Source organism: Serratia sp. KH_031, from assembly GCF_057839655.1.
This window is the reverse complement of the sequence record NZ_CM174496.1, coordinates 4,526,386-4,543,335: the sequence shown is the minus strand read 5'-3', so window position 1 is coordinate 4,543,335 and position 16,950 is coordinate 4,526,386. Positions and strand designations below refer to the sequence as shown.

Sequence of the window (16,950 nt, the reverse complement as noted above, 5' to 3'; positions counted from 1 at the left end):
AAAGGAGTCAGTTATGGTTAGGTTTGAAGATAAAGACCCCCTGATGTTAGCGCGCCAACTGCCACTTAAATCCGTTGCCCTGATCTTGGCAGGCGGTCGTGGTTCGCGCCTGAAAGATTTGACCTCAGTGCGTGCCAAGCCGGCCGTTCACTTTGGTGGTAAGTACCGCATTATCGATTTTGCCATGTCGAATTGCCTGAACTCGGGGATCCGTCGTATCGGCGTGATCACGCAATACCAATCCCACTCGTTGGTGCAGCATATCCAGCGTGGGTGGTCATTCCTCAACGAGGAAATGAACGAGTTTGTTGATCTGTTGCCTGCACAACAACGTCTGAGCACCGATCATTGGTATAAGGGGACGGCGGATGCGGTATTCCAAAACCTAGATATCATCCGCCGCTATGAAGCGGAATATGTGGTGATCTTGGCGGGTGACCATATCTACAAGATGGACTACTCGCGTATGTTGCTCGACCACGTGGAAAAGGGCGCAGAATGTACCGTCGCCTGTATTCCGGTGCCGCGCAGCGAGGCGAGCGAGTTCGGTGTGATGAAGGTGGACGATAACAACTGCATTCTGGAGTTCTTGGAAAAGCCAGCCGATCCCCCTGCCATGCCGGGTAATGATGATATGTCGTTGGCGAGCATGGGGATTTATATCTTCAATGCTAACTATCTGTTCGAGCTGTTGGGTGAAGATATGTCGACACCGGGCTCTAGCCATGATTTCGGTAAAGATCTGATCCCGAAAATCACCGCACGGGGCGAGGCATTTGCCCATCCGTTCAATATGTCCTGTGTGACCTCCGATCATGAGTCGCCGCCATACTGGCGTGACGTTGGGACGTTGGAAGCTTACTGGCGTGCTAACTTGGATCTGGCATCGGTAACGCCGGAACTGGATATGTACGATCGCGCTTGGCCAATCCGTACTCATATGGAGCCGTTGGCTCCGGCTAAGTTTGTGCAAGATCGCTCCGGTAGCCATGGAATGACCATGAACTCGCTGGTGTCCGGCGGTTGTATCGTCTCCGGCTCGGTGGTGGTGCATTCCGTGTTGTTCTCCCGCGTGCGAGTGAACTCGTTCTGTACCATTGATTCCTCCGTATTACTGCCTGACGTGAACGTAGGGCGCTCCTGCCGCCTGCGACGCTGCATTATCGATCGTGCCTGTCATATCCCGGAAGGGATGGTGATCGGTGAGAACGCGGACGAAGACAGCAAGCGTTTTTACCGCTCTGAAGAGGGCATCGTGTTGGTAACGCGCGAAATGCTGGCCAAACTGAAGTGAGAACCCTGGGTGCGGTGCGCCGTACCCTTACATTTTCTCAAGTATGACGGGAAGGGATGACAATGCAGGTTTTACACGTATGTTCCGAGCTGTTCCCGCTGTTGAAAACAGGCGGTCTGGCAGACGTGGTCGGTGCATTACCGACGGCACAAATTGCTGAAGGCGCAGAAGTGCGGGTGTTGATCCCCGCGTTCCCCGATATCGTTAAAGGGATACCGGACAGCGTGCTGGTGGCGGAGATAGACTCCTTCGCCGGGCGAGTGGCACTGCGCTATGGTCAATATCATGGCGTCGGCATCTATCTGATCGACGCGCCTTGGCTCTATGACCGGCCGGGCAGCCCGTATCACGACGAAGCCATGTATGCCTACTCTGATAACCATCGCCGTTTTGGCCTGTTGGGCTGGATGGCGTGTGAGTTGGCGAAAGGGCTGGATAATTATTGGCGACCCCAAGTGGTACATGCCCACGATTGGCATGCCGGCTTAGCCTGCGCTTATTTGGCGGCAAATGGTCATCCGGCGCGGTCGGTGTTCACCGTACACAATCTGGCGTATCCGGGGCTATTTTCTGCTCACCATGTGCCTGAGCTCTGGCTACCGCCTTGGGTGTACAACATCTACGGCTTGGAGTTCCATGGTCAGATGTCCTTCCTGAAAGCCGGTTTGTTCTATGCTGATCACATCACTGCCGTGAGCCCAACTTATGCTCGTGAGATAACCTCACGGGAGTTCGGCTACGGCATGGAAGGGCTGTTGCAAGAGCGCGCGCAGCAAGGGCGGTTGAGCGGCATTCTTAACGGTGTGGATGACCAGATTTGGAATCCGGCATTGGATACGCATCTGACTGCGCGTTACGACGCCGAGACGTTGAAAGAAAAAACTAAGAACAAACTGCATCTGCAAAAATCGATGGGTTTGAAAGTGGACGAGTCAGCGCCGCTGTTCGCAGTAGTCAGCCGCTTGACTAGTCAAAAAGGATTGGATTTGGTGCTAGAGGCGTTACCTGCGTTGTTGGCGCAAGGTGGGCAATTGGCGCTGTTGGGAGCCGGAGATGCGGTATTGCAGCAGGCATTTTTGGCTGCTGCGGCTCAGTACCCGGAGCAGGTTGGCGTACAGATCGGCTATCACGAAGCATTCTCCCACCGCATTATTGGTGGAGCGGATGTGATCATGGTGCCGAGTCGCTTTGAACCCTGCGGTTTAACGCAGCTTTACGGTTTGAAATATGGAACGCTGCCGCTGGTGCGTCGCACCGGTGGATTGGCGGATACGGTGGTGGATTGCGCGCTGGAGAATCTGGCCGACAACACCGCTAGCGGATTTGTGTTTGATGATTGTGACGCTATCGCGCTGGGCAAAGCCATTCGCCGAGCCATGGTGCTATGGAGCCGGCCGAAGGAGTGGCGTCACGTACAAAGCCATGCCATGGGCATCGACTTTGGCTGGCAGGTTGCGGCTAAAGACTATCTATCGCTTTATCAACGCTTAATGTCACGCAATTAGGACTGACTTTTTATGACTTCACCGTTTAGCTACACCTCACCCACGGTCAGCGCGGAAGCGTTGAAACACTCTATCGCCTATAAGTTGATGTTTATTGTCGGTAAAGATCCGGCGATTGCCACCAAGCACGACTGGCTGAATGCCGTCCTGTTTGCGGTGCGCGACCGAATGGTCGAGCGTTGGCTACGTTCCAATCGTGCCCAACTCTCTCAAGATGTTCGGCAGGTTTATTACCTGTCAATGGAGTTTCTGATCGGGCGTACCTTGTCCAACGCCTTGTTGTCGATGGGTATTTATCAAGATATTGACGATGCGTTGAACGACATGGGGTTGGATCTCAGCGAACTGTTGGAAGAAGAGAATGACCCAGGCTTGGGTAATGGCGGATTAGGGCGTTTGGCGGCTTGCTTCCTTGACTCTTTAGCGACGCTGGCGCTGCCGGGACGCGGTTACGGCATCCGTTATGATTACGGCATGTTCAAACAGAACATAATTAACGGTCAGCAGATGGAATCGCCAGATTACTGGTTGGAATACGGCAACCCGTGGGAGTTCCCGCGCCACAATACCCGCTATAAAGTACGTTTCGGCGGACGTGTGCAGCAAGAAGGCAGCAAATCGCGCTGGGTGGAAACCGAAGAAGTGTTGGCGATTGCTTACGATCAGGTGATCCCTGGTTTTGATACCGATGCCACCAACACCTTGCGCCTATGGAGTGCGCAGGCCAGTAATGAAATCAATTTGGGTAAATTTAACCAAGGTGATTACTTTGCGGCGGTGGAAGATAAAAACCACTCAGAAAACGTGTCGCGCGTATTGTACCCGGATGATTCCACCTCTTCTGGCCGTGAACTGCGTCTGCGTCAAGAGTATTTCTTGGTATCGGCCACGGTGCAGGACATCCTCAACCGCCATTGGTTGATGCATAAAACCTTCGACAATTTGGCAGACAAAATCGCCATTCACCTGAATGATACTCACCCGGTGTTATCCATCCCGGAACTGATGCATGTGTTGATCGACGATCACAAATTCAGTTGGCTGGATGCTTGGGCGGTGGTGGAAAAAGTATTCTCTTACACCAACCACACCTTAATGAGTGAAGCGCTGGAAACTTGGCCGGTGGATATGATTGGCCGCATCTTGCCGCGTCACTTGCAGCTGATTTTCGATATTAACGACCACTTCCTCAAACATGTTCAGAGCGTGGTGCCGGGTGATAACGATTTGCTGTCGCGTGTTTCGATCATTGATGAAACTAATGGCCGCAAAGTGCGCATGGCGTGGCTGGCAGTGATCGCGAGTCACAAGGTCAATGGCGTTTCTGCCTTGCACTCTGAGCTGATGGTGCAATCGCTGTTTGCTGACTTTGCCCGCATTTACCCTGATCGTTTCTGTAATAAAACCAACGGTGTCACACCACGTCGCTGGTTGGGGTTGGCGAACCGGCCGTTGTCCAAGGTGCTGGATGAGGCGATTGGTCAAACTTGGCGAACCGATCTCAGCCAACTGGGTGAACTGAAAGCGAATGTGGATTATCCGAGCTTCTTGGAAGCGCTGAAAGAGGCCAAGTTAGCGAACAAGAAGCGTTTGGCGGATTACATTGCGCAGAAACTGAATGTGGTGGTGAATCCAGAAGCGATGTTTGATGTGCAGATCAAACGTATCCACGAATACAAACGCCAGTTGCTCAACGTGTTGCATGTGATCACGCGTTACAACCGCTTGTTGCAAGATCCTGATGCCAAGGTGGTGCCTCGCGTGGTGATCTTCGCGGGTAAAGCCGCCTCCGCTTATTATGCGGCGAAACAGATCATCCGCTTGATCAACGACGTTGCTAAGGTGATCAACAACGATCCACGTGCGCACGATCGTCTGAAAGTAGTGTTTATTCCGAACTACAGCGTGAGTTTGGCGCAGATGATCATTCCGGCGGCGGATCTTTCCGAGCAGATCTCACTGGCGGGTACCGAAGCTTCTGGCACCAGTAACATGAAGTTTGCCCTCAACGGCGCGCTGACCATCGGTACGCTGGATGGCGCTAACGTCGAAATGCTGGAGCATGTGGGCGAGGAGAATATCTTTATCTTCGGTAACACCGCCGATCAGGTCGAGGAATTGCGCCGGAATGGCTACAACGCGCATCAGTTCTACGAGCAGGACCCTGAATTGCATCAGGCGTTGACGCAGATTGCTACCGGTGCATTTAGCCCGGAAGAGCCAAAACGTTATAGTAACCTGTTCGATTCACTGGTGAATCTGGGCGATCACTATCAGTTACTGGCGGATTACCGTAGCTATGTGGATACCCAAGATAAGGTAGATGCGTTGTATCAGGATCAGGACGATTGGACGCGCCGTGCGGCACTGAATATCGCCAACATGGGCTATTTCTCTTCAGATCGTACTATCAAAGAGTACGCAGATGAGATTTGGAACATCAAGCCTATTAATCTGTAGTTGTCAGACAAGTATGAGTGTGCCAATTGGCACACTCATACTATCTACTATTGGATCGGGTAAAAAATTTTGTAAATTTGTTGATAGCGGTACTGACCAATCGTTAATATTGTATGACTCAGTCATACATGCAAGGGTAAATATATGGCACGTGTTACTAGCGTCACTCTCGGTGAGCACTTCAACGGATTTGTTGGGGATATGATTCAGTCAGGCCGTTATGGCAATACATCCGAGGTATTACGGGATGCATTGCGCCTGCTGGAGGCTCGTGAACAACGTATTGCGAATGTGCGTCAAACGGTTCTGTCTGGTTTTCATTCCCCAGTCAGTGAAAATAGCATGGATGATATTTTCGCCAGGGCGGCGAAGGATTTAAATGTGTAAGATTTCTGAACTGGCAGAGGAAGATATTTATCTGATTGCGAGGTATACCATCCAGCAGTTTGGAGTGGTTCAGGCAAAGCACTATCATGCCGAAATAACCAGAATGTTCGAGCTGCTGGATAGTTCTCCATGCATAGGAAGGGAGTGTGATTGGGTGTGCGATGGCATGTACCGTTTTGAGTTTGGCAAGCACACTATCTATTATATGCCACAGGGCGCTGATATTTTTATCGCACGTATACTTCATCAGTCGATGGATATTGAGGCTCAAGACTTCCCGGAATAAGAAATCCTGAGCTCGATATATCGTGAGGAATGCGGTAGTTAACTTGCCAGCGACAGCGTTTTCGGTTTCGCGTGTTCTGCCAACCAAGCTTTCACTTTCGACTGTTGTGCTTCATCCAACCACATACCCAGCTTGGTGCGACGCCAGATGGCATCGTCCAGTTCGACCACCCACTCTTTCTCTACCAGATAGCGCAGTTCGGCTTCATACAGGTGATGACCGAAGTGTTCACCCAGATCGGCCACACTGTTAGCACCTGCCAGAATCAGTTCGCTGTGGCTACCGTAGGTGCGTGCATAGCGTTGTGCCAAGGCTTCCGGCATCCAGTTGTGCTGGTGGCGTAGTTTAACCGCATAAGCGTCGCGATCGCCGCCGATGTCACCGCCGGGTAATGAGCCATTTTTGGTCCATGCAGGGCCGATACCTGGGTAGTAGCGCACCAGTTTTTCCATCGCATGTTCAGCCAGTTTGCGGTAGGTGGTCAGTTTGCCGCCGAATACCGACAGTAACGGCGCTTGACCTTGTTCGTCATGCACATCCAAGGTGTAATCACGCGTCACCGCTTGCGGTGAATCAGATTCGTCATCGCACAGTGGGCGAACACCGGAGTAAGTCCAAACGATATCGTCACGACTCAGTTGCTGTTTGAAGTGGTCGTTATACACTTTCAACAAGTAGTTGATTTCGTTATCGTCGATCTTCACGTCTTTCGGATCGCCATGGTATTCCACGTCGGTGGTGCCGATGATTGAGAATTCATCCATCCACGGAATAACGAACACGATGCGGTGATCTTCGTTCTGTAAAATGTACGACTGTGGTTGGTCATGCACGCGTGGAACCACGATATGGCTGCCTTTGATCAGGCGGATGCCATAAGGCGATTTCAGTTTCAGGCCATCGTCGAAGAACTGTTTCACCCACGGGCCGGTGGCGTTGACCAAGCCTTTAGCGCGCCAAGTGAAGGTTTTGCCGCTGTTAAGATCGGTCGCTTCGACCATCCACAGGCCATTTTCACGCCATGCGCGGGTCACTTTGGTGCGTGTACGCACCTCGCCACCGCGCTCGACCACTTCTTGCGCGTTCAGTACCACGAGGCGCGCATCGTCGACCCAGCAGTCAGAATATTCGAAACCGCGCGTCAGCGAAGGCTTCAATACCGACTCTGGTCCAAAGCGCAAACCTTTACTGCTCGGCAGGCTAGTGCGTTTACCCAAGTGATCGTACAGGAACAGGCCAGTGCGAATCATCCAAGCCGGACGCAGGTGCGGCTGGTGCGGCAAGCGGAAACGCATTGGGAAAGCGATGTGCGGTGCCAGCTTCAGCAGCACTTCACGCTCTGCCAGCGCCTCGCTCACCAAGCGAAATTCGTAGTGTTCCAAGTAGCGCAGGCCACCGTGGATCAATTTAGAACTGGCGGAAGACGTAGCACAGGCCAAGTCTTGCGCTTCCAGCATTAGCACGGATAATCCGCGACCGGCCGCATCCGCCGCGATGCCAGCACCGTTGATGCCGCCACCGATAACGATCAAGTCTTTGGTTTCCACGTAAACTTCCTCCAGATGTTCGAAATAGCTCTTTCATGTTCGTTTTCGCTCATGATTGTAATCAAAAACCAACAAACAAGCCAAGAGTTAACCAAACAAAAACATTCTTGCGTGATAGAGGTAACAGTTTGGCGATAGTAGGTATACAAATAGGAGGGGTATTGTCATGCGGCTGATAGCGTGAATCGGTTGACGTGAGGCGGGGGATCGCTAATGAAAATCCCCCTATTGAATGCTTATCTGCTCAACACTTGGTATTAAAATCCACTACCGCCGTTGTCTTAAACATGAATAACCGGTAATCACAGCTTTGTGAGATGTAGTCTTTCGGTTGGTAATTACGCATTTCTTTCGTCGGCACTATTACAGGCAATCCTTTGTTTCTACTCATGAAAAAGTATGCAATGGTGTATTTTGTAACGGTGGGACTGATCGCGCTAATCAGTGGAAAAACCTTACGGGAGTTCTCGGTTTCAGGAAATACCTGAATCATGTTGATAAGAGCGATATTTTTCACTGTCTGTGTACGGGCGACATCGGCCTTAATCATCCACATCACGGATGACAGATAATTTTGTTCTTTTATTATCGTGTTGAAAATTGCCACCATTGTTACAGATGCGTACAACAAGCTGACGATAAAACCGCTAAAGCACAGAGAGTGTAACCAGCGTGGGGTGACAGAAAATATCACCAACATAGAAAAGAGAGTGAAAGCACTGAAGGCGGGCATTGCTCTGGGAGCCACCAAAGGAACGTTCAAAAACAAGGATACTCCAAGGATCATCAGTATGACGAGTATTGGAGAAAGCAGACAGAAGACGGCAGCGGGAACACGATAAGGCCGTGCTTTATCCCTGAGCAACTCACTGGCTTGGTAGATGATGCACAGCAGTGTCAGGAGTGCTGGCAGTAGGATAAAAATCATTCTCCATCCAGGAAAGGCAAGCTGTAGGAGATTAAAAAAGTTTAGTAGGGCACTCGGTATGGATGCAATGAAGAGGCTGCCGGAGGTAACCAATTGGCTTTGCATCGAGCTATAGGGGTCAGCTATTGATGCGGGAGCAATAAAGAATTTGTATATCAGTATGGCAGGCACAACCGAACAGGCCTTCACTAGCATGAGGCGTAAAAAGGGTTGTTTCCGGCAAATAAGACAGTAGCCGATAATAATGACACAAGACAGATAGAGATTGATGGAAATCTGATACAGCATCAACATACATAAAAGCAGGATTGCTGTAACAGAGATATTTTTTAATGAGCTAGATGAATTAAATATGGCAGCCAGCATGGCCAGAGAAAATGCGATGAGGATGCTAGCGGAATCCCAGATATAAAGCATCGGCTGCACAAAGAAGGGATTGGCTACTATGCCTAGCGACAAAAGTGCAACTTGCATGGGTGGTAGGTTAGTTTGCAGCTTAGCAACAAATAGGACGGCAGAGAAACTCAGGGCGGTAAGCCCTAACAGCAAGGGAACAGGTGAAATATCATTTATTGTGGTGCTAAATGTGAGAAGGTACTGCAATGCGGTAGTTAACGGGCGCCCGTTTGAAGTCCAGACGCTGCTGTTCCCAGTGTAAAGCCGAAAGAAATCGTCAGTGTAGTAGACCTTGTTACTCCAGAGTGGGGTACTGACAAAGAGAGTAAACGCCAGTGTAAAAAGAAATAACTTCCATAGCTGAGACCTGTCAACGTGCGTAAACCACGTCTCTGGTGTCGCATTAGAATAAAAAATATTTTTCATTATCATCTGTCCCTATATTAATAATATCAAGTAAAATACTTCCAATAATATATCTTGGATTTTTTTATTTAACCCAGCACAGCTAAAATTCTCACCGAGAACAATATTCCCCATGTCATCTTTGAAATAACAATCAAAAATACATAAAGTAAAGGTGGTTATTAGTGACCGTATATTCATTATTGATAAGGCTAACGTTACGGATTTTTTAAAAGGTAGGAGTATTTAATTTTTTCATTAAATACAGGTATAGCAATAGGTAAAATCACGATACTTTATTCCTGAATACGAGTAACCTAGAATAAATGTAGTCGTATACAAGTTTTTTGCACTTTTTCGTAGGTAAAAGAGTGGTCGATAAATGAGAGGGTTATCGACCAGCCAGAAACTCAACACAATTCCAATTACACCTAATGGGTAAAAACCGCTAATAAGGTTAAACCTTCTCTATCGTGGCAGGGATGCCCTGCCGCACCGACGCACCTGTCACCCAATCCAACCAAGTATTCGGCACCGTGCGAGTAGGATCACTAAACCCCAAATCATTCAAATTTATCCCCGAAGCAATCTGCGCATCCATCGCCATCGGTTCGCCGTCCAGATAATGCTGACTCGCTCCCATCTCGCGATGCCCATAACCGTGTTCAATGGCGAGCACGCCGGGCATTACGCCAGTCAGTAGGCTGATCTGTGCGATCTCGCTGCCGCCGGGTGTGGTGATCCGTACTCGGTCGCCGTGTTGAATGCCAAAGCGTTGGCCATCTTTGGGATTAAGCGCCACCAGATTGACCGGTTTGACATGATGCAAACGTGAGATCATCGTCGTCGAGCTGCTCATCAGGTTAGACTTAAATGACATCAGTTTTAGCGGCCACTTTTCTTTGGTATAGAGTTCTTCAATTGCTCGACCATCCGACAGCCGTGCCGGATAGCAGGTTGGGCAGCCGCTGAACCGTTCGCCGGTAATGGCATGGCGATGTTTGGCGACATCAGCGTTCCAAATCTGTAATGGTTTTTCCCAACGATTACCCACGCGTTCTCCTTCTCGCCCGGAGGCGTGACTGGCAAACCGGCCACCACGGCTATAGATAAATGCCACGCGCTCGACTTCATCGGGTTGCAGCGTGTCTTTTATTATCGGAAGAAGTCGGTCTACCCCGGTGAGCAATAAATCCTCGGCATTCGCCGTTGGGACGGGAGCTTTGCCGGTAAAGGCGATATTGGCGGCGACACGCAAGTAATAATCTTCGGCACAGTTGAGTGGGTGCCTATTCCCCTGCGTATCCGCAATGGCTTGTTCACCGAAACCGGGGAGCTCCATCCGTTTGGCGACGGCAATACAGAATGCTTCCATCGAAACCGGCTGGCCTTGCGCAGTTTTGGCGGTCGCTGGCGTGACTATCGGCCAGCGTGCCGTGGTGGTTTTACTGGCTACGCCAGCCCAAGGCGTGCTGAAGCCCCAACTTTCAAAGTTATGGGTGTCTGGAATGAGGTAATCCGCCAGCGCGGTGGTCTCATTGATAAACGCATCAATGGCAATAAACAGCGGCAACTGAGCGGGATCTTTAAGTTGTTTCTCGACTGCGCCACGTAATCCCGCGACGCCATAAAGCGGGTTAGTCATATTCGAGATCCACGCTTTCAACGGGTACGGATAACCATTCAGCGCAGAAGCCAAGGTTTCAGTCAGTTGACCGGCAACAAAGGGATACCACGGCGCTTTGGCTGGCCACGGTGACTGACCTGCCGCGACTTTTTCACGATATTCATCTGAGGTTTCATAGGCGGCTTTGCTGCGCGCGAGATTTAACCCCTTAGGTTTCACCATGCCGGGGAAGCTCACCAAGTTATAGCGTGGCTCTTCGGTAATACCGTTAAATTTCCCGCCACCGACAAAGACACCCCCTTGCAGACTGAGATTACCGATCAAGACGTTCAGCATCATGACTGCCCAGGTATTATAAAAACCGTTACCTGCCATCATGCCGCCATGAGCGATCACCGCCGCTTTACGTCCATGATTAGTAAAAGTTTTTGCCAGTGCGGTAATTTGCTCCACCGGCACGCCGCATTGTTGGCTGTATTCCTCCAACGACATTTTTTCTGCGGCGTCTTTCAGGCATTGGAAGCTGCTTTTTACCATCACTTGACTGCCGTCTTGCCGCGTTATCGAGCGGCTGACCAATAATTCCGCGTTATCACAGGCATTTGCCGGAACCAGCTCACCGGTTTTATCGAGCACCAGCGGCACGTCGTTCTCGTCTTTTAGGTGCTGACCCGCCAGTGGGTGATCGTCGTTGGTGATCACTAAATGAGTGGCATTGCTCCAACTTTTTTCACCCGCGCGTTGCATTGCGGCTTCACTCGGCATGGAGAGATACGCCGCGTTATGACGCTGATTGTCGATAATCCAGCGGATCATCGCCATCGCTAGCGCCGAATCACTGCCCGGCAACACCGGTATCCAGTGACCATGATCATCCGCCAGTACGGTGGTGAGTGGTAGCGCTGGCGCGACGACGGCGTAGCGGAATTCAGAACGCAATCTGGCGCTGGCAAGCTGTCTGGCCTGACGCTTAAACGGGTTGCCGGACTGCGCTGGAGAGGTACCCATAAATAGCGCGAACTCCACGTGCTCCCAGTCGGGTTTTACGTGCGCGTTTTTGTCCAGGTCATTCATCAACGCGCCAGAGCCCGCGCGGTAGGCCAGCCCGCAGTAAGCTCCGTGAGCGCCGAAGTTTTTACTGCCGAAACTGTTTTGTGCGAAGCGACGGATAAAGCTGTCGCGCCCATCGTCACCGGCGTTAGTGACTAACAGTTGATTCGCTTTCGGCCCTAAACCGGGATGTTGTGGGTCGATAGGTGTGTTGAGATCGCGTATTGCCCGTAACCCGTCGACATGTCCTTCGCCAAACAAATTGCCGCCTTCGACTACTTCGGTAATCAGTTGTTCAAAACTGATGCGCTGCCATTTTCCTTCGCCACGTTTCCCGACGCGCTTCATCGGTTCCAAGATGCGTAATGGACTGTAAAGCCCTTCCAACAACGTCGCGCCGCGTGCGCAGGCGGTTGAACGTGCATCAAGACCATTTTCACCGGCCATGTTTTCCAGTGCTTCTTTCATTGGTACCGTGAAATCAACGTGTTGCTCCTGTGATAACGGATGGTACGGGTTGCCAGCGATGCGCAATACTCGGTCGGACTGCCTATCGACGCGCACACGGATGCCGCATTGAGTCCAACAGCCGAAACATTGCGTCATCGAAACTGCCTGTTGCGGATTGGCTTGCCATGGGCCGGTGGCTTTACCTTCCGGTATTAGCGAGTTGCCGTTGATTCTGTCCAACGTCACTTTGCCGGAGGTGCCATTCACCAAACCATCAACTGCTCGTTTGGCGACATCGCGATAACTCAAACCAAAAGCAGAGACCCCACCAAGAGCCAGACCGACTTTCAGCCACTGACGACGGGTTAATTTAGCCATGTTGTACTCTCCGCGATATTAGGTTCAGGGCTTCACGAATAATGATGAATAACGCTATCCACAGCCCGAAGGTGCCGATGATGGCGAGGATGCCATCGGTGCCGGAAGGGAGGGTATAAGGGGTGAAAATCGCGTTGTATTTGGGGATGATTTGCGCCTCAATCAGCAACGCCCAGCGCATGACCCATGCCAGCGCCATCGCCGTCAGGGCGATAATGATGTTGCCTGCGCGAGGTAATGAACGTGTGCTAGCAACCGCCGACAGTGCGAGGGCGAGTAACCACAACAGGGTTCCAACGAGTGCATAACTGCGTATGCTCGGCTGAGTGTCTAGCCAGAAGCGTATCGCTTGGCCGGATAAACTGTCGCCAAACACCCAAAGTAAAACGACGGCGGCCAGTAATAGCAGTGAGGCGCATTGCCCGCGCGCGAGCCATTTTTGTCTGTGGAGATCGTCGTGCGTCATTGCCAGTAGCAACGCGAACAGGGTTTGAAACGCGCTGATAAACATGATCACCGGGAACCAGTAACTAAACCAAACCGGTCGAGCACGCACGACGGAAACCTCACGCCCGGTATAGAGCAACAAGCCGATGGCAACCAACGCGCTGGCGAGTGCGACCCAACGGGTGAGGGCGAAAGATTTCCCCGTTAACCTTTTAACCTGTAACGCGGCAAACCACAGGCCGATAAATAGGGTAAATAAGGGCAAGAACAGTGCGCCCCACGGCATCCATGACCAAGGTGTCGGGTAGGCGTAGAAGTGCCAGAATCTGGCGGTTTGATGGAGATCGGCGGTGAGCGCCAACGGCGCGGTAATGGCGCAGGTCACGCCAATCAGCAGTATCCTATGCTCAAATTGCAGCGCATTTTCCCCTTTGCGCCATTGTAGCCAGCAGCCCAATAACGCGGCGCAGGCGGCGATGCCAATAAAGAAGAAATATTGCACCGCCCACGGCAACCAAGTCACCGCTTGCGGTTGTGCCAAAACCTCTTCGATCATCAGTGGATAGCTCATTGAACCTCCTGCCACAAAGCAGGCTGCACACGCCCCTGCAATGAAGTCACAAATGCCTCATCAAGCCCCAGATAGAAAACGTGAGGAGCGGTCTGGTTTTCGGGTTTTAGCACTTTGATTTCATGCTGATGGCGTTGGAGCATTTGGCTCAATGTGCTGGCGGGATCTTTCATATCGCCGATGATGCGCGCACCGCCAACGCAAGACTCCACGCAGGCGGGCAGTAAACCCGCTTCCAGGCGGTGAACGCAGAAGGTACATTTATCGGCGGTCTGGGTGGTGTGATTGATAAAACGTGCATCGTAAGGACAGGCTTGCACACAATAGGCGCAGCCTACGCAGCGTTTATTGTCGATCACCACGATGCCATCCTCGCGTTGGAAGGTCGCCTGAACCGGACAAACCGGCACGCAAGGGGGGTTATCACAGTGGTTGCACAAACGCGGAAGTAACACGTTGGTGGTCTCGGTGCTCCCTTGGATCAGCACCTGATACTGATTCACCGTGGTACGAAACTCGCCCTGTGGTGTTTGGTTCTCGATGCAGCAGCTGACGGTACAGGACTGGCAGCCAATGCAGCGGCGCAAATCAATCAGCATGGCATAGCGATGTTTTGCCGAGCCTTCCCGACGGGCTGGAGCCCATGTTATTTGCGCCTCCGCCAGCGGGATCAGTGAGGCACCTGCCGTCAGAACCCCAAGCTGTTGTAGAAATTGCCGCTTACTGAAATCCATGTTCATCTCCGTATATTGGTCACGGTGTTGATATCTGTCTGATGAATAAACAATGTCGATGATTTACAGTGTAAAAACGGCAAAGGCTTGGCTCTATTGTGGTTAACCACATACCCGACCTAATGTTGATCTAACGCAAAGGCTGACGAAGGAAATTTGGCTTGTGAGGAACGTGGTATTACTGATTCTCAGCATGGGGCTCTGCACTTTAGCGTATGCCAAAGAGTGGTCGGTTGGCGTGCTTGCGATGCGAGGCAATGCAGCGACTACCCAACACTGGCAACCACTGATTGATTCCCTCAATCAGACCATCGAAGGTGAGCGTTTTCGCTTGCAGCCGCTCTCTCTGACGCAAATGCGCGAAGCGGTGAATCAGGGAACGATTCAATTTGTCGTCACTAACCCGGCGCAGTTTGTTCAATTGAACAGCCACTATCATTTACGTTGGCTGGCATCGTTGCGTTCTGCAAATAGCATTGATGATTCAGGTAATGTGATTGGTAGTACGATTTGGGTTCGGCGCGACAGCCAAATAGAAACTCCGCACGATCTGACCGGTAAAACAGTGGGAGCCATCGACCCCCAAGCATTCGGCGGGTATTTAATCGGTTATAAGGCTCTCAACGATCTGGGCATTCGACCTGAACGGGATTTCCGCATGCGTTTTACCGGTTTCCCTGCCGATGCACTACTTTATTTGTTGCGCGAACAGGTGGTGCAGGCGGCCATTGTTCCAGTGTGTTTATTGGAAAAAATGGCCGCGGAAGGATTAGTCAATAAGGCTGATTATCGCCCACTATTGGCGGTTCAACAGCCAACGCCCTGTGTTTCCAGCACGCCGCTGTACCCCAATTGGTCATTTGCGGCGCTGCCAAACGTCAGTGACAAACTGGCAGACAGCGTAGCAAGAGCATTATTAAATGCTCAGTCGCCAACGCCGTTTCTTTGGGGAGCACCGGCCTCAACCAATCAGGTGGAAGCGTTGTTACGCGCCGTCAATCAACACCCAGAACAGCGCCGCCTGTGGCTGGACGTTCGCAGTTGGCTGATTCAACATCAGTTTGCCGTGACGACAGTGCTGGTGGGGCTGGGGTTGCTGGTGGTGAATTACATCTGGGTGGTGCGGTTGGTGCGTCGGCGAGGGCGACAACTGGTACGCGCGGGCGAGCAACTTCGTCAGCAAGAATTGGCGTTGGAAAATGCCAGACAGTTAAGCGTATTGGGTGAAATGGCTTCCGGTTTTGCCCATGAACTGAATCAGCCGCTGGCTGCGATCCGTCATTATTCGCAAGGGTGCCAGATTCGGTTGCGTCAATCCGATGAACAGCATTCGTTGATACCCGCGCTGGAGCAAATCGATCGGCAAGCGCAGCGCGGCGGTGAAATTATCCATAACCTGCGTCAGTGGGTGCGGCAGCCCGCATCAAGTCAGACAGAGCAACGCGTGTGGATTGATGTTCCGGTGCGTGAAACCGCCGAACGCATTTGGGATCTGTTGCGTATGGCGCAGAGCTATCCTGAGCTGAGATTGGTTACCGATATCAGTAAAACCCTCTCGGTAAACTTGCCGCCAGTACTGTTGGAACAGCTCTTTGCCAACCTGATGCTTAATGCCGCGCAAGCCGGTGCCAGTGGGATTTGGCTCTCTGGAACCGCAGATGAAATCCTCATGCAAGATAACGCAGGGGGTATGGAAATCTCCCATATTGAGCAGGCGTTTCGCCCCTTCAATACTACTAAAGCGGACGGCATGGGGCTGGGCTTGGCGATTTGCCAACGGCTGATTCGTTATGCGGGTGGTGACATTTTTTTGGCTAATCATCTGGCTCCTGATGGTCGCCAAGGGTTGCGTATTAGGCTCCACTTCACTCACCAAAGCGAGAAGGAATAATGCCGGTTATCCATCTGATGGACGATGATATTGCGGTCACCGAGGCGTGCCAGTTCTTACTGGAAAGCCTTGGGCACAGCGTACAGAGTTGGAATGACAGTCCCTGTTTTCTGGAGCAAGCGCCGCTGTTTGAAACCGGTGTGGTGTTGTTGGATATGAGAATGCCCAAGCTCGATGGTCATCAAGTCTATTGCGAACTACGTAAACGTCGCAGCACGCTGGCGGTAGTGTTTCTTTCCGGGCACGGTGATGTGCCGATGGCGGTGGAGCAAATGAAGTACGGCGCGGTGGATTTCCTGCAAAAACCGATTGCGGCAGAACCCTTGATTGCGGCACTTGAACGGGCGTTGAGGGTTTCGCAGGATTTATTCCAACGTTATGAAATATCCCGCCGTTACGCGACGCTGACGCCGAAAGAGCGTGAAGTTGCGCATCTGGTGGCGCAAGGGATGATGAACCGAGAAATGGCAGAACGCTTGAACGTGGCGCTGCGCACAGTAGAAGTGCATCGTTCGAAGGTGATGGAAAAAATGGAAGTGGCAAGCCTGGCGGAATTGGTGATTCACATTCAGGAAACGGGGAAGTGATGCTGGC

Annotated in this window: 12 protein-coding genes; 7 read left to right on the top strand and 5 right to left on the bottom strand. The window is 51.6% G+C overall.

Features of this window, described 5'->3' with window-relative positions; all coding sequences use genetic code 11:
- Positions 1-13: 13 nt before the first annotated feature.
- The 5 genes from glgC to AC3ISQ_RS20545 all read left to right on the top strand — a co-directional run bounded on the left by glgC (position 14) and on the right by AC3ISQ_RS20545 (position 5,932).
- On the top strand, positions 14-1,294 hold the full coding sequence (gene glgC / locus AC3ISQ_RS20565) for a glucose-1-phosphate adenylyltransferase (RefSeq protein ID WP_489349509.1): 1,281 nt from the start codon (positions 14-16) through the stop codon (positions 1,292-1,294).
- A gap of 62 nt (positions 1,295-1,356) precedes the next feature.
- Positions 1,357-2,799: a glycogen synthase GlgA gene (glgA, locus tag AC3ISQ_RS20560; protein ID WP_489349507.1), complete on the top strand. Its 1,443-nt coding sequence runs from the start codon at positions 1,357-1,359 to the stop codon at positions 2,797-2,799.
- A 12-nt stretch (positions 2,800-2,811) separates the two neighbouring features.
- On the top strand, positions 2,812-5,259 hold the full coding sequence (glgP, locus tag AC3ISQ_RS20555) for a glycogen phosphorylase (protein WP_489349505.1): 2,448 nt from the start codon (positions 2,812-2,814) through the stop codon (positions 5,257-5,259).
- A 144-nt stretch (positions 5,260-5,403) separates the two neighbouring features.
- On the top strand, positions 5,404-5,646 hold the full coding sequence (locus AC3ISQ_RS20550) for a type II toxin-antitoxin system ParD family antitoxin (protein WP_489349503.1): 243 nt from the start codon (positions 5,404-5,406) through the stop codon (positions 5,644-5,646).
- A complete protein-coding gene (locus AC3ISQ_RS20545) occupies positions 5,639-5,932 on the top strand; it encodes a type II toxin-antitoxin system RelE/ParE family toxin (RefSeq protein ID WP_489349501.1) in 294 nt (97 codons plus the stop codon). Before AC3ISQ_RS20550 ends, AC3ISQ_RS20545 begins: the two co-directional genes overlap by 8 nt.
- Before the next feature lie 38 nt (positions 5,933-5,970).
- Here AC3ISQ_RS20545 and glpD read toward each other — a convergent pair whose 3' ends face one another.
- The 5 genes from glpD to ttrB all read right to left on the bottom strand — a co-directional run bounded on the left by glpD (position 5,971) and on the right by ttrB (position 14,465).
- Positions 5,971-7,479 carry a glycerol-3-phosphate dehydrogenase gene (gene glpD, locus AC3ISQ_RS20540; RefSeq protein ID WP_489349499.1) on the bottom strand — a complete coding sequence of 503 codons (1,509 nt, stop codon included), beginning with the start codon at positions 7,477-7,479 and terminating at the stop codon, positions 5,971-5,973.
- 244 nt (positions 7,480-7,723) lie between these two features.
- Complete coding sequence (locus tag AC3ISQ_RS20535) at positions 7,724-9,229, bottom strand: glucosyltransferase domain-containing protein (protein ID WP_489349497.1); 1,506 nt, start codon at positions 9,227-9,229, stop codon at positions 7,724-7,726.
- 436 nt (positions 9,230-9,665) lie between these two features.
- Entirely contained in the window at positions 9,666-12,713 is a 3,048-nt protein-coding gene (ttrA, locus tag AC3ISQ_RS20530; protein WP_489349495.1) for a tetrathionate reductase subunit TtrA, read from the bottom strand.
- A complete protein-coding gene (ttrC, locus tag AC3ISQ_RS20525) occupies positions 12,706-13,731 on the bottom strand; it encodes a tetrathionate reductase subunit TtrC (protein ID WP_489349493.1) in 1,026 nt (341 codons plus the stop codon). Before ttrC ends, ttrA begins: the two co-directional genes overlap by 8 nt.
- Positions 13,728-14,465, bottom strand: coding sequence for a tetrathionate reductase subunit TtrB (gene ttrB, locus AC3ISQ_RS20520; protein WP_489349491.1), 738 nt, complete (start codon positions 14,463-14,465; stop codon positions 13,728-13,730). The genes ttrC and ttrB overlap by 4 nt, the downstream gene beginning before the upstream one ends.
- Positions 14,466-14,658: 193 nt before the next feature.
- Between ttrB and ttrS the strand changes: the two genes are divergently transcribed.
- On the top strand, positions 14,659-16,356 hold the full coding sequence (gene ttrS / locus AC3ISQ_RS20515; RefSeq protein WP_489353414.1) for a tetrathionate respiration histidine kinase TtrS: 1,698 nt from the start codon (positions 14,659-14,661) through the stop codon (positions 16,354-16,356).
- Positions 16,356-16,943, top strand: a complete 588-nt coding sequence (gene ttrR, locus AC3ISQ_RS20510) for a tetrathionate respiration response regulator TtrR (protein ID WP_489349489.1) — start codon at positions 16,356-16,358, stop codon at positions 16,941-16,943. Before ttrS ends, ttrR begins: the two co-directional genes overlap by 1 nt.
- Positions 16,944-16,950: the final 7 nt, after the last annotated feature.